General features: G+C 59.4%; 20 protein-coding genes and 2 riboswitches. Of the genes, 14 read left to right on the top strand and 6 right to left on the bottom strand.

The annotated features are described in order from the left end of the window. Positions 1-189: 189 nt before the first annotated feature. Entirely contained in the window at positions 190-1,995 is a 1,806-nt protein-coding gene (locus GXP70_RS04505) for a bactofilin family protein (protein ID WP_162355368.1), read from the bottom strand. Continuing rightward, positions 1,964-2,992, bottom strand: a complete 1,029-nt coding sequence (locus GXP70_RS04510) for a M23 family metallopeptidase (RefSeq protein WP_162355369.1) — start codon at positions 2,990-2,992, stop codon at positions 1,964-1,966. The genes GXP70_RS04505 and GXP70_RS04510 overlap by 32 nt, the downstream gene beginning before the upstream one ends. Positions 2,993-3,238: 246 nt before the next feature. On the opposite strand from GXP70_RS04510, the gene GXP70_RS04515 reads away from it, so the two are divergent. From GXP70_RS04515 to GXP70_RS04530, 4 genes are all read left to right on the top strand, one after another. Further along, positions 3,239-4,354 carry a ParM/StbA family protein gene (locus GXP70_RS04515; RefSeq protein ID WP_162355370.1) on the top strand — a complete coding sequence of 372 codons (1,116 nt, stop codon included), beginning with the start codon at positions 3,239-3,241 and terminating at the stop codon, positions 4,352-4,354. Between the two features lie 922 nt (positions 4,355-5,276). Continuing rightward, positions 5,277-6,815: a glutamine-hydrolyzing GMP synthase gene (gene guaA / locus GXP70_RS04520; protein WP_162355371.1), complete on the top strand. Its 1,539-nt coding sequence runs from the start codon at positions 5,277-5,279 to the stop codon at positions 6,813-6,815. Positions 6,816-7,013: 198 nt separating this feature from the next. Further along, positions 7,014-8,096, top strand: a complete 1,083-nt coding sequence (locus tag GXP70_RS04525) for a peptidylprolyl isomerase (protein ID WP_162355372.1) — start codon at positions 7,014-7,016, stop codon at positions 8,094-8,096. A 106-nt stretch (positions 8,097-8,202) separates the two neighbouring features. Further along, positions 8,203-8,303: riboswitch (purine riboswitch) on the top strand. Between the two features lie 129 nt (positions 8,304-8,432). Next, a complete protein-coding gene (locus tag GXP70_RS04530) occupies positions 8,433-9,824 on the top strand; it encodes an NCS2 family permease (protein WP_162355373.1) in 1,392 nt (463 codons plus the stop codon). 75 nt (positions 9,825-9,899) lie between these two features. On the opposite strand, the gene GXP70_RS04535 is transcribed toward GXP70_RS04530, so the two are convergent. The 4 genes from GXP70_RS04535 to GXP70_RS04550 form a co-directional block, all read right to left on the bottom strand. After that, positions 9,900-10,316 (bottom strand): hypothetical protein, encoded by a 417-nt coding sequence (locus tag GXP70_RS04535; protein ID WP_162355374.1) that lies wholly within the window; start codon positions 10,314-10,316, stop codon positions 9,900-9,902. A 39-nt stretch (positions 10,317-10,355) separates the two neighbouring features. Beyond that, positions 10,356-11,009, bottom strand: a complete 654-nt coding sequence (locus GXP70_RS04540; RefSeq protein ID WP_162355375.1) for a TetR/AcrR family transcriptional regulator — start codon at positions 11,007-11,009, stop codon at positions 10,356-10,358. Positions 11,010-11,102: 93 nt separating this feature from the next. Further along, the gene (locus GXP70_RS04545; RefSeq protein WP_162355376.1) at positions 11,103-11,900 is read right to left on the bottom strand and encodes an ABC transporter permease subunit; all 798 of its coding nucleotides are present in this window, start codon (positions 11,898-11,900) and stop codon (positions 11,103-11,105) included. Between the two features lie 15 nt (positions 11,901-11,915). Further along, positions 11,916-12,797 carry an ABC transporter ATP-binding protein gene (locus tag GXP70_RS04550; protein ID WP_162355377.1) on the bottom strand — a complete coding sequence of 294 codons (882 nt, stop codon included), beginning with the start codon at positions 12,795-12,797 and terminating at the stop codon, positions 11,916-11,918. A gap of 262 nt (positions 12,798-13,059) precedes the next feature. Then, positions 13,060-13,160, top strand: a riboswitch (purine riboswitch). Between the two features lie 212 nt (positions 13,161-13,372). Here GXP70_RS04550 and purE point away from each other — a divergent pair. From purE to purN, 10 genes are all read left to right on the top strand, one after another. After that, positions 13,373-13,858, top strand: coding sequence for a 5-(carboxyamino)imidazole ribonucleotide mutase (gene purE / locus GXP70_RS04555; RefSeq protein WP_162355378.1), 486 nt, complete (start codon positions 13,373-13,375; stop codon positions 13,856-13,858). Further along, a complete protein-coding gene (gene purK, locus GXP70_RS04560) occupies positions 13,855-15,027 on the top strand; it encodes a 5-(carboxyamino)imidazole ribonucleotide synthase (protein WP_162355379.1) in 1,173 nt (390 codons plus the stop codon). Before purE ends, purK begins: the two co-directional genes overlap by 4 nt. Before the next feature lie 3 nt (positions 15,028-15,030). Further along, on the top strand, positions 15,031-16,326 hold the full coding sequence (purB, locus tag GXP70_RS04565) for an adenylosuccinate lyase (RefSeq protein WP_162355380.1): 1,296 nt from the start codon (positions 15,031-15,033) through the stop codon (positions 16,324-16,326). A gap of 240 nt (positions 16,327-16,566) precedes the next feature. Beyond that, complete coding sequence (locus GXP70_RS04570) at positions 16,567-17,454, top strand: phosphoribosylaminoimidazolesuccinocarboxamide synthase (RefSeq protein ID WP_162355381.1); 888 nt, start codon at positions 16,567-16,569, stop codon at positions 17,452-17,454. A 494-nt stretch (positions 17,455-17,948) separates the two neighbouring features. Then, the gene (gene purS / locus GXP70_RS04575) at positions 17,949-18,191 is read left to right on the top strand and encodes a phosphoribosylformylglycinamidine synthase subunit PurS (protein ID WP_161744390.1); all 243 of its coding nucleotides are present in this window, start codon (positions 17,949-17,951) and stop codon (positions 18,189-18,191) included. A gap of 4 nt (positions 18,192-18,195) precedes the next feature. Next, positions 18,196-18,891: a phosphoribosylformylglycinamidine synthase subunit PurQ gene (gene purQ, locus GXP70_RS04580; protein ID WP_162355382.1), complete on the top strand. Its 696-nt coding sequence runs from the start codon at positions 18,196-18,198 to the stop codon at positions 18,889-18,891. After that, positions 18,869-21,112 (top strand): phosphoribosylformylglycinamidine synthase subunit PurL, encoded by a 2,244-nt coding sequence (gene purL, locus GXP70_RS04585; protein WP_162355383.1) that lies wholly within the window; start codon positions 18,869-18,871, stop codon positions 21,110-21,112. The genes purQ and purL overlap by 23 nt, the downstream gene beginning before the upstream one ends. Continuing rightward, on the top strand, positions 21,097-22,575 hold the full coding sequence (gene purF, locus GXP70_RS04590; protein ID WP_162355384.1) for an amidophosphoribosyltransferase: 1,479 nt from the start codon (positions 21,097-21,099) through the stop codon (positions 22,573-22,575). Before purL ends, purF begins: the two co-directional genes overlap by 16 nt. Positions 22,576-22,889: 314 nt before the next feature. Continuing rightward, positions 22,890-23,936: a phosphoribosylformylglycinamidine cyclo-ligase gene (purM, locus tag GXP70_RS04595; RefSeq protein ID WP_162355385.1), complete on the top strand. Its 1,047-nt coding sequence runs from the start codon at positions 22,890-22,892 to the stop codon at positions 23,934-23,936. Next, positions 23,936-24,565: a phosphoribosylglycinamide formyltransferase gene (purN, locus tag GXP70_RS04600; RefSeq protein ID WP_162355386.1), complete on the top strand. Its 630-nt coding sequence runs from the start codon at positions 23,936-23,938 to the stop codon at positions 24,563-24,565. The genes purM and purN overlap by 1 nt, the downstream gene beginning before the upstream one ends. Positions 24,566-24,721 lie beyond the last annotated feature (156 nt).

Genomic DNA, 24,721 nt, shown 5'->3' on the forward strand with positions numbered 1-24,721 from the left:
TCGAACGTACCGGCATTCTGGCGGTTCTATTGAACGTACTGGCTTTTCCTGCGAATCTATCTGTCGTTCCGGCTTTACTCCGGTTACGGATCCTCCGCTTGCGCTTCGACGCATTGAACGGGGCGGGGCGGTTATGTCCAGCCCCAGCAAGTGCTGCAGACAAGCCGCCTGCTCGATCGCGCGCGCATGCTACCAATTCCGAAGCAGCGCAGCCGCTTCCTCGGCATTGCGGTTGTTCGCCGGCTGGCTGCGCTGCGATTGATCGCCCTGTCCGGCATGCTCTCCGCCGCCGGCATGCGCCCGCTGCTCGAACCCGAACGCATACGCGCTGCCCGAGGCTCGGACGGGCTCGCCGGAAGCAGCGTTTGTCAACGGGGCCGCTGTCGCCGCCACACCGGCATGCGGCTTGCCGACATTGATTCCGAATCCGGAGGCGGAGTTCCAGACGCTAGTATCGGAATCGCCGGCAACCGCCGTTTGCTCCGAGGGCCGCTCGCCCTGTCCGTCCCGCAACGGCTCGAAAATCGTCCAGCCGCCTTTTCCTTCGCCGGCCAGTGCAATTGGCGCATCCGTGTCCGACCCAGATGCGGCATCAGATGCGATACCTGCTTCAATAGCCGCAACAGCCTCGGATCCTTCCTCGCTGCCTTTGGCATCCAGCTCGGCAGCAGCCATTCCTGCCAATTCGGCACCTTCTAAGCTCCCAAGAGGCATGGCCGTTACCGGAGCAGCCACAGCAGCCGCAGAAACTGCAGAAGCATCCTGTTCGAGCCCATCAACCGAACGCTCATTTACGTTCGAAGCCTTGTTCTCAGCCCAATCATCCGCTGTGTAATCAACCGCAACGGTTTCATCCTCGAACCTGCCAACAGCAAACCCGCTCGAAGCCTTGGCTCCGGCCATCTCAACGCCAACCGATACAGCAGCAGCATCCGTTTCGAATGTGCCAACCGAACGCTCACTATAGCTCGAAACCGCGATCTCGGCTAAACCAGTCGCGGGCAGCTCTTCGGCCGCAGCCGCAACCGCCGCAATCGCCGAGCCGCTAGTATCACCAAGTTCGCCGCCCAGACTTCCAACCTCGGCATCAGCCGCGACAGAAGCAGGCGTTTCGTCGACCGCTGTAAGCGCTTCTTCCGCAACAACCTTAGCTTCAGCCACTATAGTTGCACCAACCACAGCCGAAGCAGCATCTTCCCAAAGCTCATCAACCGCAGCCTCGCTCGCTGCCGCGGTTTCCGCAAGCGCCGCCGCATGTTGCTTAGCCGCTGGTCCGGCCGCTTGCCCGGGAACGCCCAGCGCCGCGCGTTCTTCATCGCTCACTCCTTCGCCGAGCTTGTCTTGCTTCCGGCCTGCGTTCATGTTCTGCATGAACGCCCGACCGTTCTCGCGCAGCGGGTTGGCGAAGGCTTGCGTGTCGTCGGCAGCTTGATGCTCCGCGGCTTCGGGCCCTGTCTCGGCCTCATCCTTCTTCTCGGGCGCGCGGTAGCTAATCTTCTTGATCAACGGGCCGGAACCGGCAGGCTCGTTCTTGTCCCGGCGGTCGTAGCCGCTTCGGCGCTCCTCGCCGTTCCAGTTCGGATCGTTCGCCGCGCGCCGGTCGCGTCCGCTTCGGCGCTCGATGGGGCTGACGACAGGCTCGCCCTTATCCATGGCGCTGTTGCCCTGGAAGACGCCGCCTTCCTCGATCTCAAGCGTCGCCGCATCCATGTCGCCGTATAATTTGCCGGTCGACGTGATCGTCAGCTTGCCGCTGATGCGCACGTTGCCCGTCACTTGGCCGGCCAGAAACGCGTTGCGCGCCGTGATGTTGGAAATCGCGAACGCGCTCTCGCCCAGCACGACGTCTCCCTCGCAGAAAATATCCCCGCGCAGCTGGCCTTCCACCCGAACGCTTCCCGCCGAGCGGATCGCCCCTTCGACGATGGTGCCTTCGCCGATGAAGGTATCGGTCAGCGAGGTGCTAATCTTGTCTTTTTTCCAAAACTTGAACATCAATCGGCATCCCCTTCATGGCCATGTTTAAATACGGTTTTGGATCGACGGGCGCGTCATGCTCCAGCACTTCGAAATGCAGATGCGGGCCCGTGCTGCGTCCCGTAGAGCCGATTTTGCCGATGGTGTCGCCCTGCTTGAGGACATCGCCCTTCGATACGGAAATGCTGAACAAATGCATGTATTTGGTCGAAATGCCTTGTTTGTGACGGATAATGACGTAGTTGCCGCGGGCGCTGTTGTAGCCGGTTTCCGTCACCGTGCCGTCCGCTGCGGCGAAGACGGGGTCTCCGAGGCTGCCGGCGATGTCGATCCCGGTATGCTTGGCCGGATTGTCGGTGAACGGGTCGATCCGAACGCCGAACTGCGACGTGATGCGCTGCGAATACGTCGGCCAGAACGTCGGCATGACGCGCAGCTGCTGTTTCTTTTTCTGCGCTTCCGTATGCGTGCGGGTCAACGCTTCTTTCAGCTCGCCGATTTGCGCATCGAGCGAAGCGTATTTCTCGCCCATGCCGTCCATCAGCTGGCGATAATCGCTGTCGGTCGCCGCGAAGAGCTCGCCGCCGACGCCGTTCTCCGTGTCCGGCTTGTCGGACTGGACTGTCGAACCGGCAGGCTCCGGGATGCCGACGAAAGACTTCATCGCCGACGCGAGCTTGTCCAATTGATCAAGGCGCGTCTGTACATTCTCGGCCTGCTGGGCGAACTCGACGACTTGTTTCTGGAGCTGCCGGATCGAGGCGTCCTTGTACGCGATTTCGCTTTTGTACGCGCCGGAGCTGAGATCGAACTGCTGATGAAGCCGATCCATTTTCCATGCGCTGCGTTCCTGGAGCAAGTACAGCGTGGACGCTGTGGCGGCCAGAGCGAGGATGAGAATCGGTATGGCCGCCAGAAGGACGGTGGAAGCCCGAAACCGCATGGATGGCCCGCCGTCGTCCGGAAGAACAAGAAACGTATACCGGCTGCCGGAGAAGAGTCGTTTCTTCTTCATGCCTGTCTCCTTAACGTTTTTGGATGATCTTGCCGAAAACCTACATATACCGAATAATTTCGGCATGTAATCCAAAAAAACTTAGCTTTCGCGTAAATTTGATCCGCGCCGACATTCTCGACATGCAAAAAAAGGATTTTGTCGGATCGTGGCGAAATCAAGTCCCAATACGGGCAATGCGCGCGCCGCGGAAGCTTCTGCAGCTTCGCGGCCGGGCATGTCTCGATAGGAACGGAGGAACTGAAATTGATTAAGCTCGCAGGCATTGACGTAGGCAATGACAGCATCAAACTCATGGTCGACGGCTCGGCGGAACCTGTCGTGATTCCAAGCATTCTCGCGCCCGGCTACGAACGGCATATTTTTCAAGAAGAGGATTCGCCGCTGAAGGCGCTGGACGTGCGGATTTACAGCCCGAAGCTGAAACGGAACAATCAGCGGTATTTCGTGGGAACGCTCGCCATGGAGGACCAGGACAACTCCGAGCTGGAGGAGACCGACAACAAGGCGACGAGCGACCAGGCGCTGATCGTGGCGCTGACCGCGCTGGCTTACGCCGGATTGACGAGCGGCGCGTACCAGCCCTCCGAGGCGCAGTCGGGCCAAGTCGTGGAGTACATCGTCGGCACCGGGCTTCCCGTTCGTACGTACGCAGGCTTCCATAAGCAGTTCGAGGAGCGGCTCGTCGGCGAGCACGAAGTGACCTTCCTCTCGACGCCGAAGCTGAGCGGACGCTCGATCAAAGTCATCATCAAGCGCGCGGTCGTATCGATCGAAGGCGCCGCGGCGCTGTTCCATATGGCTACGCACGATAACCTCTCCGTCCGTAACGAGGAGCTGTACTACGGCTGCATCGGCATTTGCGAAATGGGCGCGCTGACGACGGACTTCCCGGTCGTGAAACGGATGAGCATCGACAACCAATTCAGCACGGGCGAGCAGTTCGGCTTGGCCGGCTATCTGGACCAGATCATCCGGGACGTCGAAGACCAGTTCGGCCACCGGTTCCCGAGCCGGACGAAATTGATTCAGCGCATCAAGAGCGGCGACTATGTGATCCACCGCATCGGCGAAGGCCAAGCGGACATCCGTCCGATCGTGGACAATTACTTCGGCCGCGCGGCGAACAAGGTGCTGGATCTCATCGTGAAACGGTGGAAGAAGAACCCGGACATCCAATGCTTCTACGTGCTCGGCGGCGGCGCAGCGGCGCTGCGGTCGTACCTGAACGACGCGGCGGGCTCCATCCGTCTCCGTTTCGTGGAAGACAGCGAGTTCCAGAACGTATACGGCTACTTGAAGCTGGCCAAAAACAAACAGCAGCAGGCGCTTGCCGCAGCTGCGGCAGCCGAGCAGGGCTAAGCGACCGAGCGCGTCCGCGCAAGTCACATGCATCGGGCAGGCAATTGGCTGCATCATCTATAAGTCGAACGTATAGGCCGAACGGGCGTTGCTAACGCTCGTTCGGCTTTTGTTTTGGCTGCGCTCATGTGCGGCAGGCGAGGCAGGGAGCAGAAGCGGGTCGAGTCGGCAGTTTGTTAAGCAGCCGGTCCGATTATTAGGCAGCTGACGTCCTGTGCCATGCCTGGTTGGTGCAGAAAGCGCCTGGAAACCCGAAACTACCACTATAGGGGACCGGTTGTATAGCGGGAAGAGTTGTACGAGGTACAATACATTGGCGAGAAACCGATGGATTAGCGGAAAGAGGTGCACTAGGTGCACTACATTGGCGAGTAGCATCGGCTATCTACGTAGTCGCACAGGTAGGCCCGTCGCCATCGCTCAAGCACCATCGCGCCGCTCAGCCACCTTCACCGCCTCCCAATACTAGCGACGGCCAGCTGCTAGCGCCGTCGCTCCCACACCATCGCCGCTCCGCCGCCCCCGGCGCTTCGTGGCCTCGGCGCTCCGCCCCCGGCGCTTCGTGGCCCCGGCGCTCCGCCCCCGGCGCTTCGTGGCCCCGGCGCTCCGCCGCCCCCGGCGCTCCGCCGCCCCCGGCGCTCCGCCGCCCCCGGCGCTTCGTGGCCCCGGCGCTCCGCCGCCCCCGGCGCTCCGCCGCCCCCGGCGCTCCGCCGCCCCCGGCGCTCCGCTGCCCCCGGCGCTCCGCCGCCCCCGGCGCTCCGCTGCCCCCGGCGCTCCGCTGCCCCCGGCCGCGATTTCCCGCCGAAAATCCATGGCAGCGGTTTCTTTTTTCGCCCCGTATCAGGCGCCTCTCGTTTCCTTGACTGTCCCATACGGCCTATATATAATTGACACAATGATTTGAGGGAGGCTTATACAAAAAGTGAACAAGCCAAATGAAATGATCGTTGTCCTCGACTTCGGCGGACAATACAACCAATTGATTGCCAGACGCATCCGGGATCTGGGCGTGTACAGCGAACTGCTGCCTTACAATACCTCGGTAGAACGGATCCGGGAACTGCAGCCGAAGGGCATCGTGTTCTCGGGAGGACCGGCTAGCGTATATGAGGAGAAGTCGCCGCTCGTGGATCCCGCGATTTATGAGCTGGGCCTGCCGATCTTCGGCATTTGCTACGGGATGCAGCTGATCGCGCATCAGCTCGAAGGCAAGGTCGAACGCGCCGGCAAGCGCGAGTACGGCAAAGCGGAAGTGGACTTCGTCGCGGGCAGCGAGCTCGTGAAGGATCTGGAAGCCCGCCAGACGGTATGGATGAGCCACGGCGATCACGTCGTCGAGCTGCCGAAGGGCTTCCGCGTCGACGCGAGCACGGACCATGCGCCGATCGCGGCGATGAGCCACGCGGAGCGCAAGCTGTACGCGGTGCAATTCCACCCGGAAGTGCGCCACTCCGTGCAGGGCAACGAAATGATCCGCAACTTCCTCTACAACGTGTGCGGCTGCGAGGGCAACTGGAGCATGAGCACGTTCATCGACGATACGATCCGCGACATTCGCGCGCAAGTCGGCAGCGGCAAAGTGCTGTGCGCCCTGTCCGGCGGCGTGGATTCGTCCGTCGTGGCGATTCTGCTGCATAAGGCGATCGGCGACCAGCTGACGTGCATGTTCATCGACCACGGCCTGCTGCGCAAAGGCGAAGCCGAAGGCGTCATGGAGACGTTCGTCGGCAAATTCGATATGAAAGTGGTCAAAATCGACGCCAGCGAGCGCTTCCTCGGCAAGCTGAAGGGAGTCGACGATCCGGAGCAGAAACGCAAAATCATCGGCAACGAGTTCATCTATGTGTTCCAGGAGGAATCGGCGAAATTCGACGATTTTGAATTCCTCGCGCAGGGCACGCTGTACACCGATATCGTCGAGAGCGGCACGGCGACGGCGCAGACGATCAAGTCGCACCACAACGTCGGCGGCCTGCCGGAAGATATCAAATTCAAGCTTGTCGAGCCGTTGAAAGCCTTGTTCAAGGACGAAGTGCGCAAGGTCGGTTCGGAGTGCGGCTTGCCTGACGCGATCGTATGGCGTCAGCCGTTCCCGGGTCCGGGTCTCGCGATTCGCGTGCTGGGCGAAGTAACGGAAGAGAAGCTGAAGATCGTGCGCGATTCCGACGCGATCCTGCGCGACGAAATCATCAAAGCCGGTCTCGACCGCGAGATCTGGCAGTACTTCACGGCGCTGCCGAACATGAAGAGCGTCGGCGTCATGGGCGACGCCCGTACGTATTCGTACACGGTCGGCATCCGCGCCGTAACGTCCATCGACGGCATGACGGCGGACTGGGCGCGCATCCCATGGGACGTGCTAGAGAAAATTTCCGTTCGTATCGTTAACGAAGTGGACAACGTCAACCGGATCGTCTACGACGTCACGTCCAAGCCTCCGGCGACGATCGAGTGGGAATAGGAAGCACATATAAGATACAGAGGTAAACTAAACTCGCTTCGATTTGCGCAATCCGGCAGATGGAAGCGAGTTTTTCTATACCTCGACGCACCTAAACCTCCAATAAAAATGGTTTATATATCCAATATAATCATATAGAATTCGATTATGAACTTCATGAGGCACCAAGTGGAGTTACTCGGATAGGAGGGCAATAGGGTGAAAATAAACAAAAGCAGCAAGCTGTATCGCAGAGCGGGGATCACCGCGCTGGTCGTGGCGGGCATGACGCTCGCGGCAGGCGCGGGCGCGTACGCCGCGACGAAAATGACGTTGATCGTCGATGGCAAGCAATCGTCCGTGGAGCCCGTATCGATCAAGAACGTGACCTACGTTCCTCTGCGCGCAGCCGCCGAAATGCTCGGCGTCAGCGTCGACTACGATGCCGCTTCGAACGCGGTCTCGATTGCCGGCAAGATCGTGCAGTCCCCGCTGGGAGATGGCGGCAAGGAAGCGGTCGCTTCCGTCAACGGCGTGGCCATCACGAGGAATGAGCTGTACGGCGCGATGCTTGCGCTTGGCGGCGCGCAGACGCTGGACAACCTGATTCAAGAAGAGCTCATCGGCCAAGAAGCGAAGAAGCAGGGAATCGTCATCAGCGACCAAGACGTGGAAGCGGAAATCGCGAGAATCAAGAAGCAGTTCCCGTCCGAAGCGGACTTCCAAGCCGCGCTGCAGCAAAATTCCTTGACGCTTGAGGAGCTGAAGAACCAAACCCCGATGCAGCTGCGCATTCGCAGGATTTTAGAGCCGCGCGTGAAGGTGACGGACGACGAGGTGAAACAGTATTTCGAAGCTAATCAAGCGGCGTTCGATCAGCCGGAACAGGTGAGAGCATCGCATATCCTGGTCCCGACGAAGGCGGAAGCCGACGAGATCATGAAGCAGCTGAAGGCGGGCGCGGATTTCGCGAAGCTGGCGAAGGAACGGTCGGCGGACACGGGCAGCAAGAATGCCGGCGGCGACCTTGGCTACTTCGGCAAAGGGGTCATGGTTCCCGAGTTCGAGAAAGCGGCGTTCTCGCTGAAGGTCGGCGAGCTGGGCGGACCGGTCAAATCCGAGTACGGCTATCATATCATCAAAGTAACGGACCATAAGGCAGCGAAGAAAGCGACGCTGGAAGAGAAGAAAGCCGATATCCGGGAACAGCTCATTAGAACGAAGGTTTCCGACCTCTCCGCTGCATGGCTGGCCGAATTAAAGGCCAAGGCCAAAATCACGAATACGCTCCCGGAAAAATAGGGGGAACGGGTCTAGGACGATCGGCATGTCGAAATCTCTTGGATTTCAATCGATTTCCATTGACAGGCTTCGAATATTGTCGCTAAAATGTTCACAGACTCAATACAAACAAAATTGCATGTCTTTTCGTATAATCTCAAGAATCGGCTTGAGAGTCTCTACGAGGTCACCGTAAATGGCCTGTCTACGAAAAGCAAGTTGCACGCGCGCGAACGGTCCATTCGCGCCGTCATGCTTGTTTTGCGTAGAACCTGGAGAATAATGCCGAAGCGATCGGCATTATTTTCTAGGTTCTTTGTTTGTTCTGACAACATTTTCTGGGAGGGTTTTAGAAAAATGGGTGGTTTCTTTCGTCTGAAGGAACACGGAACAAATGTAAGAACGGAAATTATGGCGGGCTTGACGACATTCATGACGATGGCATACATCCTGGCCGTCAACCCAAGCGTACTCGGAGGCGCCGGACTGAACGTATACTCCGTGTTTCTGGCGACGGCGCTTGCGGCCGGCATTTTCACGATCGCGATGGGCTTGTTCGTTAATTTCCCGGCGGCGCTCGCGCCGGGCATGGGCCTGAACGCCTACTTCGCCTCGACCGTCCTGGCTTCGAAAGCGACGGACACGCCGATTTCGCCGGAGATGGCGCTGACGGCCGTCTTCATTTCCGGGATCATCTTCATGATCCTGACGGTCACCCAAGTCCGTCAAATGCTGATCGTCGCGGTTCCGGACAGCTTGAAGCACGCGATCACGGTCGGCATCGGCTTGTTCATCACGATCATCGGGCTGAAGAACAGCGGCGTCCTCGCGGTCGGCGTGGAGAACACGGTGACGGACATTCCGAAAGGGCAATTCACCGATATTCTCGGCTTCGAATCCGTCTTCCACTTGGGCAGTCTGGAGAACTCCGGCGTTTACCTGACGCTGCTCGGCGTCCTGCTCATCGCGGTGCTGATGGTGCTGCGCGTGCCTGGCGCGATTCTGTGGGGCATCGTCGGCGTGACGATCATCGCGATCTGCACGGGCGACGTCAATGTCAGCGAAACGTTGAAAGGCCAGAGCTGGTCTCCGGATTTCGGCCAGATGAGCTGGTGGGACTTCGATTTCAAGGGCGTATGGCACACCGGTTTGATCTCCATTATCGCGACGTTCACGTTCGTTGAATTGTTCGATACGTTCGGCACGCTGGTCGGTACGGCCAACCGCGCTGGCGTTATGAAAGACCCGGCAAAAGGCCGCAAGGTCGTCGGCAAAGCGATGTTCGTCGACGCGGTCGGCGTCAGCGGCGGCGCGATGCTCGGCACGAGCACGGTCACGACGTTCGTTGAGAGCTCCGCGGGTATCGCGCAGGGCGGACGCACCGGTCTTACGGCGGTTACGACAGGCATTGCCTTCCTGGCTTCGCTGTTCATCTGGCCGATCATCAAGCTGATCCCGGATTCCGCGACGGCTGCGGCGCTCATCATCGTCGGCGTGCTGATGGTACAGTCCATTAAGGAAATCGACTTCCAGGACATGGTGTACGCAATCCCGTCGTTCTTGACGATCGCCCTGATGCCGTTCACGTACAACATCGCCAACGGCGTATCCGCCGGTATCGTTTCGTACGTGGTGCTGGCAACCGTCGGCAACCTTTCCGGCAAGAGTAAATATAAAGTCCACTGGCTCATGTGGGTGCTCGCGGTGCTGATCGTGCTGCGCTACGCCTGGATCGGCAGCCAGGGATAATAGAGACGACAAAGCACAGCGCGGACCGGCGCTGTGCTTTTTTTCTTCTATGCGTATATGCGTATGCTGCGCCGTTCATTCCGCCTGCGCGAGCCGGACGATTTCGGCAGCGTCGAATTTCCGATGGCTGCTGCTGATATTCACGCCCTTCGGGAACGAGATGCGAATGGTATCGCCATGAACGAAATCCTCGAATTTCAGCGGATTTCCGTCAGCGTCGTTCAGCTTTGTGTTGCCGGTAATTTCAATCCGGCATAAGTAGCCGATATCGTCGGCGTCTCCGTGCTTGCCACGGTTGACTTCGTCCGAGCAGTTGACCAGGAATTCGTGGTCGTTGACGGTATCGATCGTGTCCTCGAACGATTTGACGGTGCTGCAGGCCGATAAGACGAGAGCAAGCCCGAGCAGCGGGACGGCTAACGATAAGGATGGCTTCTTCAGCTCGATTCCCCCTCCGGAGCAAATGCGATTCGGCAGCGTGCCGAATGACATCCCTGGACGTCTATAACGAGGTGGAAGCTGCGGCGGCGCCTACCGCCGGTACACCCCGTATTGCACCATGTCGATGAAGTCGTCGCTTTCCTCGACCAGCATCGCCTGCAGCGCATCGCGCGTATATTCGCCGGTGCGATACAAGTGCAAGTATTTGGCGGAGTACTGGTTCAGCACCATCATCACCATGTTGAACACCTTCTCGGGCGTGACGCCGTCGCGAAGCGGTCCGGCGGCCAGCAGGTCGGTCTGGAAGATCGTATGCAGCGTGTCAGGACTGGTATAGAACGTCATATGTTCCGCGAAGAACGCATCCAGCTCCGCTTTCAGGGCCTTGGGCGGATGAGTCATCGCCCGCTGCACGAGCTCGGTCTCCTGGGCGTGGCGCAGCGCGACCTGCTGCTTGGAGACAATGATCGCCTTGAGCCGGTCGAAGAAATCCGTCGTCTGGATGCGGTTCACTTCCTCCATCGTCCGGTCGATCAGCAGCTTCGTGCAATGGCTCACGACGGCCAGGTACAGGTTCTTCTTGCTCTTGAAGTAGTGGAACAGAATTCCCTTGGAGATGCCCGCGCGGGCGGTGATGGTATCGGTCGAGGCGTTATCGTAGCCGTTCTTGGCGAACTCCTCGACGCTGATGGCCATGATGGGCGCTTGCTTCTCCCGGGGAACGTTAGCGAATGCGGTAATCATCAACTCACCTCGGTTGCGTGCCGTGCGCTGCGAGTATGCCGGGCGGAACCGCGCTCGGCGTTGTGTCTGCCGCGCCGATCATCGGACATGCTCCTAAACGACGATGTCTTTGTTTCTATAATACCCGTACGCGGCGAAGAAGCAACCGATAATGACGACCGCCATGACGACGGCATAGAGCGGGCGGAAGCTCTGTTCCGTCAGAATTTGCGCGGCATCGGCGTATTTGAACGGGCTGACGTACTTCAACCAGGAGAGCTTATCGGAGATACCCGCGACGACGCTCAGGAAGTACATAATGAATACGAGTCCGAGCGACATGGAGACGATCGACCGCGTCCGGCGGGCGACGGCGGAGAACAAGAACGCGACCGCGGCGAACGTCAGGTGCATCATGAACACCGCCAGCTCCAGCAGGAAGAACGCCTTGTAGGACAGCGTCTGCGCGGAGGAGAACTGAAACCCGATGAGCGAGGCCGCGACGATGACCAGATTGAACAGCGCAACGTTCGCCGCGACGGCCGCGCCTTTCTGCGCGATAATCGTTTGCCGCGAGATCGGCAGCGCCAGCAGGAACTCGGCGGTTTTCTCGTTCTGCTCCTTCGCCACGATGCCCGACGCGAGCAGCGCCGCGAAGATGCTTCCGAGCAGCGTCGTCATGAGGTGAATCTCGATCCCGTAGAACCCGAGCAGGGTGCCGAGGCTGAGCCGGTCCATGCCGAACGCTTTCTGCATGCCCGAAGGCACCGCGTTCATGAGATTATCCATGTTCGCCTGCTCTTTCGCCATCGACGGGAAGATGCTTAAGTAGAGCAGAATAATGCCGGCGATAATGATGCTCCAGATGATCAGGCTTCGCAGGTTCCGTTTGAATTCCCTTTTGAACAGCATGCGGGTCACCTCCGGTTATTTGGCGTAGTAATGCAAGAAAATTTCATCAAGCGACGGTTCTTCGATCAAAATATCCAGGAAGGCGCATCGCGACACGTCCTGCACGAAGGTGCGCATATCTCCGTCGTACAGCAGCTTCAGACGGGTGCCGGCGATTTCCTGCTTCACGATGCCGCGGATGCCGGATAGGTCAAGCGATTCGGGCTGCCGCGACGTAAGGGTAATGTGCCTTAAATTATTGCGCAGCAAATTCTCGATCGTTTCGACCTTGATCAGCGATCCCTCCTTGATAATAGCGACGCGGTCGCACATCCGCTGCACCTCGCTCAAGATGTGCGAAGAGAAGAAGATCGTCGTTCCTTTGGCGCGTTCCTCCTTCAGCAGCTCGAAGAACGTATTCTGCATGAGCGGGTCGAGTCCGCCCGTCGGTTCGTCGAGGATGAGCAGCTTCGGTTCGTGGAGCAGCGCCTGGACGATGCCGACCTTCTTCCGGTTGCCGAAGGAGAGATCTTCGATTTTGCGGTTCAGGTCGAGATCGAGCCGGGCGGCTAGCTCGGCGATCCGCCGCTCGCTGCGGGATTGGCGGAAGGCAGCCGAGAAGCGGATCAGGTCGATGACCTTCATGTCGTCGTAATAGAACACCTCCGACGGCAAGTAGCCGATGTGCCGCCGGATCTCCTTGGAATGCGCGACGATGTCCTTGCCCATGATGGAGGCGCTGCCCGAGGTGGGGAAAATAATGTTCAGCAGCGTTCGGATCGTCGTGCTCTTGCCCGCGCCGTTCGGCCCGATGAAACCGAATACTTCGCCTTCTTCGATGGAGAACGTAATGTCCGTGATGCCGCGGCTCTTGCCGTATACCTTGGTCAGCCCTGCGATATCCACGATCGGCTTCAAGGCGATAACCTCCTTTGGAATGCTGAGAAGCTGCGGATTGACTATCCAGTCAATTCAGTTATAGAGCATACTGACTCTTTAGTCAACGGGAAGTTGGTTGAGTTTTCTGACAAAACAACCGCAGCTTCGGCGGCAATGAAAAGCAAATGCGATGAAATCATGTCAAAATACGAACTATTACAGTTTTAGTAAATAGAATGTTCGTGTTTTTGCGTTGACATTCCAAGTGAGGATTGATACACTAGAGACAGTTAATAAGCTAAGATTTTGTCGAAACGCATCTCGTATATCCTTGGGGATGAGGCCCGAGAGTATCTACCCGAGAACCTTAATTTTCGGACTACGAGACGATGCCGCGAAGAGCCAGGTTGCCGCCAAGAAGGGGCAGCCTGATGTTGTCTTTGCCGTTCTTGTATACCTTCCGTAACATCGGGGGTAATAAGGCGGAAGACCGCTTCGCCGCAAGTCTTAACAAGTCCCGAAGCATTCCGGCAATGGAGGATGTGCTGAGGGATTTTTTTATGACAAGCGCTTGAACGGGAGTCAACCCATAACGAAAAGGTGGTCATTCGCAAATGTCGGTACAAGTAGGCGTTATTATGGGCAGCAAGTCGGATTGGGACACGATGAAGCTGGCCTGTGACGTGCTGGACGAGCTGCAAATTCCGTACGAGAAGAAAGTCGTATCCGCGCACCGCACGCCGGATCTGATGTTCGAATATGCGGAAACCGCAGCCGAGCGAGGTCTGAAGGTCATTATCGCGGGCGCGGGCGGCGCCGCGCATCTGCCCGGCATGGTCGCAGCCAAAACGATCCTGCCGGTCATTGGCGTGCCCGTCAAATCCTCGAATTTGAACGGCCTCGACTCGCTGCTCTCCATCGTGCAGATGCCGGGCGGCATTCCGGTGGCGACGGTGGCGATCGGCAATGCGGGCGGCACGAACGCGGGCTTGCTTGCCGGCCAGATCATCGGCGCTTTCGACCCGGCGGTGCAAGCGCGGGTGCAGGCGCGGCGCGAGCGGATCAAGCAGGAAGTGCTGGAAAGCAGTGAGACGCTATGAGTAAAACGGTCGGCAGCGAAGCGAAGACGATCTTGCCGGGCGCGACGGTCGGCATTCTGGGCGGCGGACAGCTGGGACGCATGATGGCGAACGCGGGCAGCGCGATGGGCTACCGGTTCGTGGCGCTTGACCCGACGCCGGACGCGCCGTGCGGGCAAGTCGCGCGGCAGATCGTCGCCGCGTACGACGACCGCGAAGCGGCCAAGGAGCTGGCGCGGCGCGCGGACGTCATCACGTACGAATTCGAGAACGTCGACGCGGGCGTGGCGGCGATGCTGATGGAGCAGTCGTACGTGCCGCAGGGCAGCGAGCTGTTATATACGACGCAGCATCGGCTGCGCGAGAAGCGGGCGATCGAAGCGGCGGGCGTGAGGGTCGCGCCGTACGCGGAAGTGCGCAGCGCGGACGAGCTTCGCGAGGCGGTTGGCCGGTTCGGCCTGCCGTGCGTGCTGAAGACGGCGACTGGCGGCTACGACGGCAAAGGGCAATGGGTCATTCGCAGCGAAAGCGAGATCGGCGAGGCGTTCGAGACGTTGAACCGGGCGGGCACGGAGCTTGTGGTGGAACAATTCATCCGGTTCAGCAAGGAATTGTCCGTCATCGCGGCTCGCAGCACGACGGGCGAGATTCGGACATTCCCGGCGGCGGAGAACATCCACGTCGACAACATTCTGCATCTGTCCATCGTGCCGGCGCGTATAGACGAGGCGCTTCAACGCGAAGCCGAGCGGCTGGCGGCGCGCATCGCCGAAGGATTGGGCGCGGTTGGGCTGATCGCGGTGGAGCTGTTCCTGACGGAGGGCGGCGAACTATTCGTCAACGAGCTTGCGCCGCGTCCGCACAACAGCGGCCACTACACGATGGAAGCGTGCCGGACGTCGCAGTTCGAGCAGCATGTGCGCGCGATCTGCGGGCTGCCGCTCGGCGACACGGCGCTGCTGACGCCGGTCGTCATGGTGAACGTGCTCGGCGAGCATGTCGAGCCGGTGCTTGCGCGGATCGCAAAGCCGGATGAAGCGGCAGAACGTCTGGGCGCCGCGCCTAAACTTCATTTATATGGGAAACATGAAGCCAAGCATAAACGGAAAATGGGGCATGTCAACGTGCTCGCGGACAGCGTGGAGCAAGCGCTGGAATGGATTTCCGAAACAAACATTTGGAGGGTTTAACCGATGCTACAACGTTACAGCAGACCGGAAATGAGAGCGATTTGGACCGAAGAGAACAAATTCAAAGCATGGCTCGAAGTCGAGCTTTGCGCATGCGAGGCTTGGGTTGAACTGGGCGTTATTCCTCGCGAGGACGTCGCGGCGCTGCGCGAGAAAGCGACGTTCGACATCGACCGCATTAACGAAATCGAGCTGGAAACCCGCCACGACGTTATCGCGTTCACGCGCGCCGTATCCGAAACGGTCGGTCCGGAGCGCAAATGGGTGCACTACGGCCTGACGTCCACGGACGTCGTCGACACGGCGATGGGCTACCTGCTTCGCCAAGCGAACGAAATTCTCGACAGAGACATCGAGAACTTCATTGAAATCCTCCGCGGCCAAGCGGTTGCCTACAAGGATACGGCCATGATGGGCCGCACGCACGGCGTGCATGCCGAGCCGACGACGTTCGGCCTCAAGCTCGCCCTGTGGTACGAAGAAATGAAACGGAACCTGGAGCGCTTCCGCCATGCGGCGAACGGCGTGCAATTCGGCAAAATCTCCGGCGCGGTCGGCACGTACGCGAACATCGACCCGTTCGTGGAAGAGTTCACCTGCCGCAAGCTCGGCATCACGCCGGCTCCGATCTCGACGCAGACGCTGCAGCGCGATCGTCACGCCGAATACATGGCAACGCTGGCGCTGGTCGCAACGTCGCTCGACAAGTTCGCGACCGAGATTCGCGCCCTGCAGAAGAGCGAATTCCGCGAGGTGGAGGAGCCGTTCGCGAAAGGCCAGAAGGGCTCGTCGGCGATGCCGCACAAGCGCAACCCGATCGGCTGCGAGAACATCTCCGGCCTGTCCCGCGTGATCCGCGGCCACATGCTGACGGCTTACGAGAACGTAACGCTGTGGCATGAACGCGACATCAGCCATTCGTCGGCGGAACGCGTCATCCTGCCGGATGCGACGATGCTGCTGAACTACATGCTGAACCGTCTGGGCAATATCATCAAGAACCTGCAAGTGTTCCCCGAGAACATGAAGCGCAACATGCAGCGCACGTTCGGCGTGCCGTTCTCCGGCCGCGTCATGACGAAGCTGATCGACAAAGGCCTCAGCCGCGAGCAAGCGTACGACACGGTGCAGCCGCGCGCGATGCAGGCATGGGAAGAGCAGCGCCAATTCCGCGACATCATCGAGTCGACGCCGGAAATCACGGGCAAGCTGTCCGCCGAAGAGATTGCCGATTGCTTCAATCCGGCTTGGCATTTGAAGCATGTGGATACGATTTTCAAGCGGCTTGAATTAATTTAAAAGCATACTCCGCATGAGAAAACGTCTTCCGATCGCTGTTGTACCCAGGAATTTTTATCACATCTAAAAGGTGAATTCCCGGGTACAAAGGCGAACGCTTCAGGTGATTGGTTTGCGTTTCCAGGCGGATGCCTGGGAATGCAGCATTCACCTTCGCTTCTCCAGACTGTTTTCTCCTGCTCCGTACCAAACCTTTTTTAAAAAAACAAGCCCTTGAAGTGGGGAGAAGGAGAGGAAGAAATGACACAAGCATTGTCCACGGCTGCGGATTATATTAAGGCTCCGCTGATTTACAAAGGCAAGGTGCGCGAGCTGTACGATCTCGGCGAGCATTTCTTGATCGTCGTGACGGACCGCATCAGCGCGTTCGACTATGTGCTGGATCCGGCCGTTCCCGAGAAGGGGAACGTGCTGAACCGGCTGTCGGCGTTCTGGTTCGAGCAAACGGCGGACATGATGGCGAATCATGTCGTGCATACGGACGTGTACAAGCTGGGCGATCTCGTGACGGAGCCGGAGCTGCTGAAGAACCGGATCATGGTGACGAAGAAAGCCGAGCGGATCGACATCGAATGCGTCGTGCGCGGCTATATCACGGGCGGCGGTTGGAGACAATATGTGAAAACATCGGCTATTAACGCCATCGAGCTTCCCGCCGGTCTCCGCAAGAACGAACGCTTCGCGGAGCCGCTCTTCACGCCGGCGGCGAAAAACGACGTCGGTCACGACGAGGACATTCCGTTCGCGCGCATGCAAGAGCTGGTCGGCGCCGAGCTCGCCGAAGAGCTGCGCGACAAGAGCATTCGCCTGTACGAATTCGCCCGCGGCTTCTGCGAAGAGCGCGGCATCATCCTGGCGGACTGCAAGTTCGAATTCGGCCTTATTGACGGCAAAGTCATCCTGATCGACGAAATCTTCACGCCGGACTCCTCGCGTTTCTGGGCGAAAGCGAACTACGCGTACGACATCGAAATCGACAGCATGGACAAAGAACCTGTCCGCACGTACCTGCTCGGCTCCGACTGGGACCAGAACAGCAAACCGGCCCCGCTGCCGACGTCGGTCGTCGAAGAAACGACGAACCGCTACCTGGCCATCTACGAAGCGCTGACGGGCAAACCGCTGTAAGCCGGATTGCTATCGGCTAGCGGCGAGCGGGACGAATGAGGTGCACGCAGTGCACTACATGATCTCGAAAATCGGCTCATAAGCCGAATGAGATGCACGCAGTGCGCTGCATCGGTCGCCAAAACCAAGCAGTGCGTGGCGCGGCAAGCGCATCCTAACCAACGCGCGGGACAAGCACAGATGTCCCGCATCACATACATTCGTGCGGCAAGCAACCAGCCGCCACACGAAAAACCGCCGCAAGCGGCGACGGCAAGCGCAGCGCGCAGGATGCTCCCCAAGAGCATCCTGCAAAATGTTTCACCCGGATGGGTGAAGCAAAAAAGCGGTTTATCGAGCCGGAGAGCGACAGCGGTCGCCTTTGAACGCCGGAAACAACCGTAGGTCATTGTTCAAGTTTCCGGCAGTTCAACAGCGACGTAGACCGATAAATCCGCGTTTTGCGGAACACTCCCATCCCAGCACCAAAACCATTTTCAGGAGGCGACCCCCTAATGAAGGCTAAAGTCTACGTAACGATCAAAGAAAACGTGCTCGACCCGCAAGGCAGCGCCGTGCAAGGCGCCCTGCACACGATGGGCTTCGAGGAAGTCGGCAAAGTCCGCATCGGCAAATATTTGGAGCTGAACCTGAATACGTCCGATCGCGCGGAAGCGGAAGCGCGTTTGACAGCAATGTGCGAGAAGCTGCTCGCGAACACGGTCGTTGAAGATTTCCGCTTTGAATTGGAGGGGTAACACGATGAAGTTCGCGGTACTCGTATTCCCAGGCTCCAACTGCGATATCGACTGCTTCAAAGCAGTCGAGGACACGATCGGCCAAGAGGTCGACTACGTATGGCACACGGCGACGGATCTGTCCGCGTATGACGCGATTCTCGTGCCGGGCGGCTTCTCCTACGGCGACTACCTGCGCTGCGGCGCGATCGCCCGTTTCGCCCCGGTCATGAATGAAGTCGTGAAAGCGGCCGAGCAAGGCAAGTTCATCCTCGGCATCTGCAACGGGTTCCAAATCCTGACGGAAGCCGGCCTGCTGCCGGGCGCGCTGCGCCGCAACGGCGGCATGAAGTTCATCTGCCAGCAGACCCCGCTGGAAGTCGTGAACAACAACACGGCGTTCACCAGTCAATACAACGCGGGCGAGATCATCGACATTCCGATCGCGCACGGCGAAGGCAACTACTACTGCGACGACGAGACGCTCGCGCAGCTCAAAGCGAACAACCAAATCGTATTCCGTTACGCGGGCGACACGAACCCGAACGGATCGGTCGAAAATATCGCCGGCATCAGCAACGAGCGCGGCAACGTGGTGGGCATGATGCCGCATCCGGAGCGCGCGGTCGATCAGCTGCTCGGCTCGGAAGACGGCAAACGGATATTTACATCGATTTTGAACGCATGGAGGGAACAGCATGGCGCAGCAGTTAACGGCTAAGGAGCCGACAGCGGAGCAAATCGCGGACCAGCGCATTTACACGCAGTTTGGCGTAACGGATTATGAGTATGAACTGATTTGCGGATTTCTCGGCCGCAAGCCGAACTATACCGAAATCGGCGTATTCAGCGTAATGTGGTCGGAGCACTGCTCCTACAAGAATTCCAAGAAAATTCTGAAGAAGTTCCCGATCGACGGCCCGAAGGTTCTCATGGGACCGGGCGAAGGCGCAGGCATCGTGGATATCGGGGACAACCAGGCGGTCGTCTTCAAAATCGAATCGCATAACCATCCGTCCGCGGTCGAGCCTTACCAAGGCGCGGCAACGGGCGTCGGCGGCATTATCCGCGACATTTTCTCGATGGGCGCGCGTCCGGTTGCGCTGCTCAACAGCCTGCGTTTCGGCAACTTGGAGAACGCGCGCGTGAAATATTTGTTCGAGCACGTCGTCGGCGGCATCGCCGGATACGGCAACTGCATCGGCATTCCGACCGTAGCGGGCGAAGTCATGTTCGACGAGAGCTACGAAGGCAATCCGCTCGTCAACGCGATGTGCGTCGGCCTCATCGACCATGATAAAATCCAGCGCGGCGTCGCCAAAGGCGTAGGCAACCCCGTCTTCTACGTCGGTCCGGCAACGGGCCGCGACGGCATTCACGGCGCGACGTTCGCTTCCGTCGAGCTCTCCGAAGAGTCGGAAGAGAAGCGTACCGCGGTCCAGGTCGGCGATCCGTTCATGGAGAAGCTGGTCATGGAAGCAACCTTGGAACTGATCGATTCCGGCATCGTCGTCGGCATTCAAGATATGGGCGCGGCGGGTCTGACCTGTTCCAGCGCGGAGATGGCGTCCAAAGCCGGCAACGGCCTGGAGCTGTACCTCGACGAGGTGCCGCAGCGCGAAGAGGGCATGACGCCGTACGAAATGATGCTGTCGGAGTCGCAGGAGCGGATGCTCTTCGTCGTCGAGCCGCAGCACGAAGCGCAGGCGCAGGAGATTTTCGACCGTTGGGGCATCATCTGCGTGAAGGTCGGCAAAGTAACCGATGACGGCCGTCTCCGTCTGTTCCACCAAGGCGAAGAAGTGGCGAATATGCCGGTCACGGCGCTCGTCGACGAGTGCCCGATGTACGATAAACCTTCCGCGGAACCTGCATATTATGCAGCGAACGCGGCGATCGATACGGCAGCTTATCCGGAAGTAACGGATCTGACGGGTGCCCTGCAGAAAGTGCTGGCATCGCCGACTGTCGCAAGCAAGGAATGGGTATATAACCAATACGACTACATGGTACGTACGAGCACGGCCGTTCAACCGGGTTCCGACGCGGCGGTCGTGACGATTCGCGGCACGCGCAAGGCGCTCGCGATGACGACGGACTGCAACGGCCGCTATGTCTACCTCGATCCTGAAGTCGGCGGGCAAATCGCGGTCGCGGAAGCGGCGCGCAACATCGTCTGCTCCGGCGCGGAGCCGCTGGCGATCACGGACAACCTGAACTTCGGCAGCCCGGAGAAGCCGGAAGTGTTCTGGCAGATCGAGAAAGCCGCGGACGGCATCTCGGAAGCTTGCCGCGTGCTGGATACGCCGGTTATCGGCGGCAACGTCAGCCTGTACAACGAGAACGCGAAGGGCGCGATCTACCCGACGCCGGTTATCGGCATGGTCGGTCTCGTGCAGGACGTGGATCATATCACGACGCAAGGCTTCAAGTCCGAAGGCGACATCATCATTCTTGCCGGCGAAACGAAGCATGAGCTTGGCGGCAGCGAACTGCAGTACGTCCTTCACGGCAAGAGCGAAGGCCGTCCGCCGGCGATCGACCTCGCGGTCGAGAAGCGGCTGCAGCAAGGCGTGCTCGGCGCGATCAAGCAAGGCCTTGTCGCCTCGGCGCATGACCTTTCCGAAGGCGGCCTGGCGGTTGCCGTTGCGGAATCCGCGATCAGCGGCAAGCTCGGCGCGGAAGTGAACGTTGTCACGGATCTGCGCGCCGATGCAGCGCTGTTCAGCGAATCGCAATCCCGCATCCTGCTTTCGGCGAAGGCCGATCAAGCGGACAACCTGGTGCAATACCTGACAGAACAAGGCGTTCCGACCGCGAAGATCGGCGTCGTGCGCAGCAACGGACTGACAATCAACATCAACGGCAAACCGGGCGTCAACGCGCCGGTCGAACAACTGGAGAAGGTCTGGAAGGATGCGATTCCATGTCTGATGAAATAAGACAGCTTCCGAAGCTGTGGACTGGCGATCATTATAACGAAGGCATCGGCCGCGACGATATATTCGATAAATTGCGCGAGGAGTGCGGGGTGTTCGGCGCGTTTAACGTGCCGAATGCCTGCTCGCTCGGCTATTACGGCCTTCATGCGCTGCAGCACCGGGGCGAAGAGAGCGCCGGGATGGCGACGGTGGAGTCCGCGACCGGCAAGTTCTCGTACCATCGGAACATGGGGCTTGTTAAAGAAGTATTCGACGAAGCCGCGCTCGAAGGCTTGCCCGGCGACCGCGTCATCGGGCATGTCCGGTATTCGACGGCTGGCGAGAGCAAGCTGGCGAACGCGCAGCCGCTGATTTTCAAATACCGCGACGGCGATCTCGGCGTAGCGACGAACGGCAACATCGTGAATGCGCCGTCCATCCGCAAGGAACTGGAACATCAAGGCTCCATCTTCCAGACGTCGAGCGACACGGAAGTCATCGCGCATCTCATCGCTCGGTCCAGCAAGGATTTCGTCAGCGCGGCGAAAGACGCGCTGCAGCGCATTATCGGCGGCTTCGCGTTCCTCCTCATGACGAACGACAAGCTGCTGGTCGCATCCGATCCGCACGGTTTGCGCCCGCTCGTGATGGGCCGCATGGGCGACGGCTACGTGTTCGCTTCGGAGACTTGCGCGCTGGAAACCGTCGGCGCCGTCTATGAGCGCGACGTTCAGCCGGGCGAGCTGCTCATTCTCGATAAGGACGGCCTGCGCGTCGACCGGTTCGAGCGTTTGGAGCGCCGCGCGACCTGCGCGATGGAGTACATTTATTTTGCCCGTCCCGACAGCGACATCAACGGCATCAACCTCCATTCCGCGCGCAAACGGATGGGGCAGAAGCTGGCGCTGGAAGCGTTCATCGACGCGGATATCGTGACCGGCGTGCCGGATTCCAGCATTTCCGCGGCGATCGGCTATGCCGAGCAGACGGGGATTCCGTACGAGCTGGGCCTGATCAAGAATAAGTACACGGGCCGGACGTTCATTCAGCCTTCCCAGGAGCTGCGCGAGAAGGGCGTCAAGATGAAGCTGTCCGCCGTCCGCAAAGTGGTGGAGGGCAAGCGCGTCGTCATGATCGACGACTCGATCGTCCGCGGCACGACGTCGCTGCGCATCGTCAACCTGCTTCGCGAAGCGGGGGCGACGGAAGTGCATGTATGTATCACGTCTCCGCCGTTCAAGAATCCTTGCTACTACGGCATCGATACGCCGGACCGCAAGGAGCTGATCGCGTCGCAGAAGAGCGTGGAGGAAATCCGTCAGGCGATCAATGCGGATTCGCTCTATTTCTTGAGCCATGACGGCTTCATCGAAGCGGTCGGCGGCAATGACGGCGAGTTCAACCGGGGCATGTGCCTCGCTTGCTTCGATAACGATTATCCGACACCGGTGGACCCGACGTCGGAGAAGAGCTGCAGCTGCTAGGGGCGCTTCGGCGATTGCGGGGGCCTGCGGCTGATGTGAGTCTCCGATCGCTGTTGTAATTGGATTTCTTGATTGATCAACCTTAGCGGTTGAAATCCAATTACAAAGGCGACCACTATCGTTTCTACGACTTCACATCGGCCTCCGGCCTTCTCATCACCGGCTTTATTTTCAATTAAGCTTGCGCTGCCTTCGGTTAGCTGCCGCTTATGTAGGACTTAACAATGCGAGACTCCCTCGCACTACCATAATGTATACCCCGGCTAACCCGGAGCGGGAACGTCCCGCAAAAACCTTTAAGGAGCTGACCAGGAGTGGCAGAAGCGTATAAACAAGCCGGCGTCGACATCGCGGCGGGCAACGAAGCGGTCGAACGGATGAAGAAGCACGTGAAGACAACGTTCCGTCCGGAAGTGCTGACGGATCTTGGCGGTTTCGGCGGCTTGTTCGGACTGAACAAAGACAAGTACGAGGAGCCGGTGCTCGTGTCGGGCACGGACGGCGTGGGCACGAAACTGAAGGTCGCTTTCGCGATGGACAAGCATGACACGATCGGCATCGACGCGGTCGCCATGTGCGTCAACGATATTATCGTGCAAGGCGCGGAGCCGCTGTTCTTCCTGGACTACCTCGCTTGCGGCAAAGTCGAGCCCGCGAAGATCGAAGCGATCGTCAAAGGCATCGCCGACGGCTGCGTACAGTCCGGCTGCGCCCTCATCGGCGGCGAAACGGCTGAAATGCCCGGCATGTACCAGGGCGACGAGTACGATATCGCCGGCTTCACGGTCGGCATCGTCGACAAGAAGAAAATCATCGACGGCAAGAACATTCAGCCGGGCGACGTGGTGCTTGGCCTCGCATCGAGCGGCATCCACAGCAACGGCTATTCGCTCGTTCGCCGCCTGCTGGTGGACGACTCCGGCTACAGCCTGGACGACAAGCTGCCTGAGCTTGGCGGCGAGCGCACGCTCGGCGAAGTGATCATCGAGCCGACGCGCATTTACGTGAAATCGGTGCTGGAGCTGATCAACCGCGTAACGGTGAAGGGCATGGCGCATATTACGGGCGGCGGCTTCATCGAGAACATTCCGCGCGTGCTGCCGGACGGCGTGAACGTGGACATCGAGCTCGGCTCGTGGCCGATTCATCCGGTATTCAAGCTGATGCAGGCGAAAGGCGGCATCTCCGACCGCGACATGTTCACGACGTTCAACATGGGCATCGGCATGGTCGTCGTCGTAGGCGCCGACCAAGCGGAAGAAGCGCTTCGCGCGGCGAAGGCGCTTGGCGAAGACGCGTACATCCTCGGCAAAGTGACTTCGGGCAGCAAGATCGTCACGTTCGGAGGCGCCGAGCTGTAATGCCGGCCGGGAACGCGCCGCTGCGCGTCGCCGTGTTCGCCTCCGGCAGCGGCAGTAATTTTCAAGCGCTTGCCGAAGCGGCTCGCGATGGGGCCTTTCCGGCCGAAATCGCGCTGCTCGTCTGCGACAAGCCGGCGGCGAAAGTCGTACAGCGCGCCGAGGCGCTGGGCGTTCCGACCTTTCTTTTCGACCCGAAGTCGTACGCTTCGCGCGAAGCGTGCGAAGAAGAGATTGTCGGCCTTCTGGAACGGGAAGGCATCGAGCTGATCGTGCTCGCCGGTTATATGCGGCTCATTACCGACGTGCTCGTGAAGCCGTATTACGGCCGTATCATCAATGTGCACCCGGCGCTGCTGCCCGCTTTTCCGGGCGTGCGCGGCATTCGTCAGGCGCTGGAATACGGCGTCAAGCTGACGGGCGTCACGGTTCATTTCGTGGACGGCGGCATGGACACGGGGCCGATCATCCTGCAGCGGGCGGTCGAGATCCGGGACGACGATACGGAAGAGACGCTGGCCGAGCGGATCCATGCGGTCGAGCACGAGCTGCTGCCGCTGGCGGTCCGCCGCATCGCCGAAGGACGCGTGACGCTGGACGGACGCCAAGTTACGGTGCGAAGCGGCGAGTAGGACGTACCCGTGCAGCTGGACGCATGCTTGCGCAGCTAACAGCTCACGACAGGGCGGGACGTAGGCCCGAAGGGGTTGTGCCTCGGCGGCAAGATTGGTTTGCATCCGGAGCGGGGCTTCGATGAAGCATTTCACCTCCACCAATAGGGATATGAG

This window comes from Paenibacillus lycopersici, from assembly GCF_010119935.1.
Taxonomy (GTDB): Bacteria; Bacillota; Bacilli; order Paenibacillales; family Paenibacillaceae; genus Paenibacillus_Z; species Paenibacillus_Z lycopersici.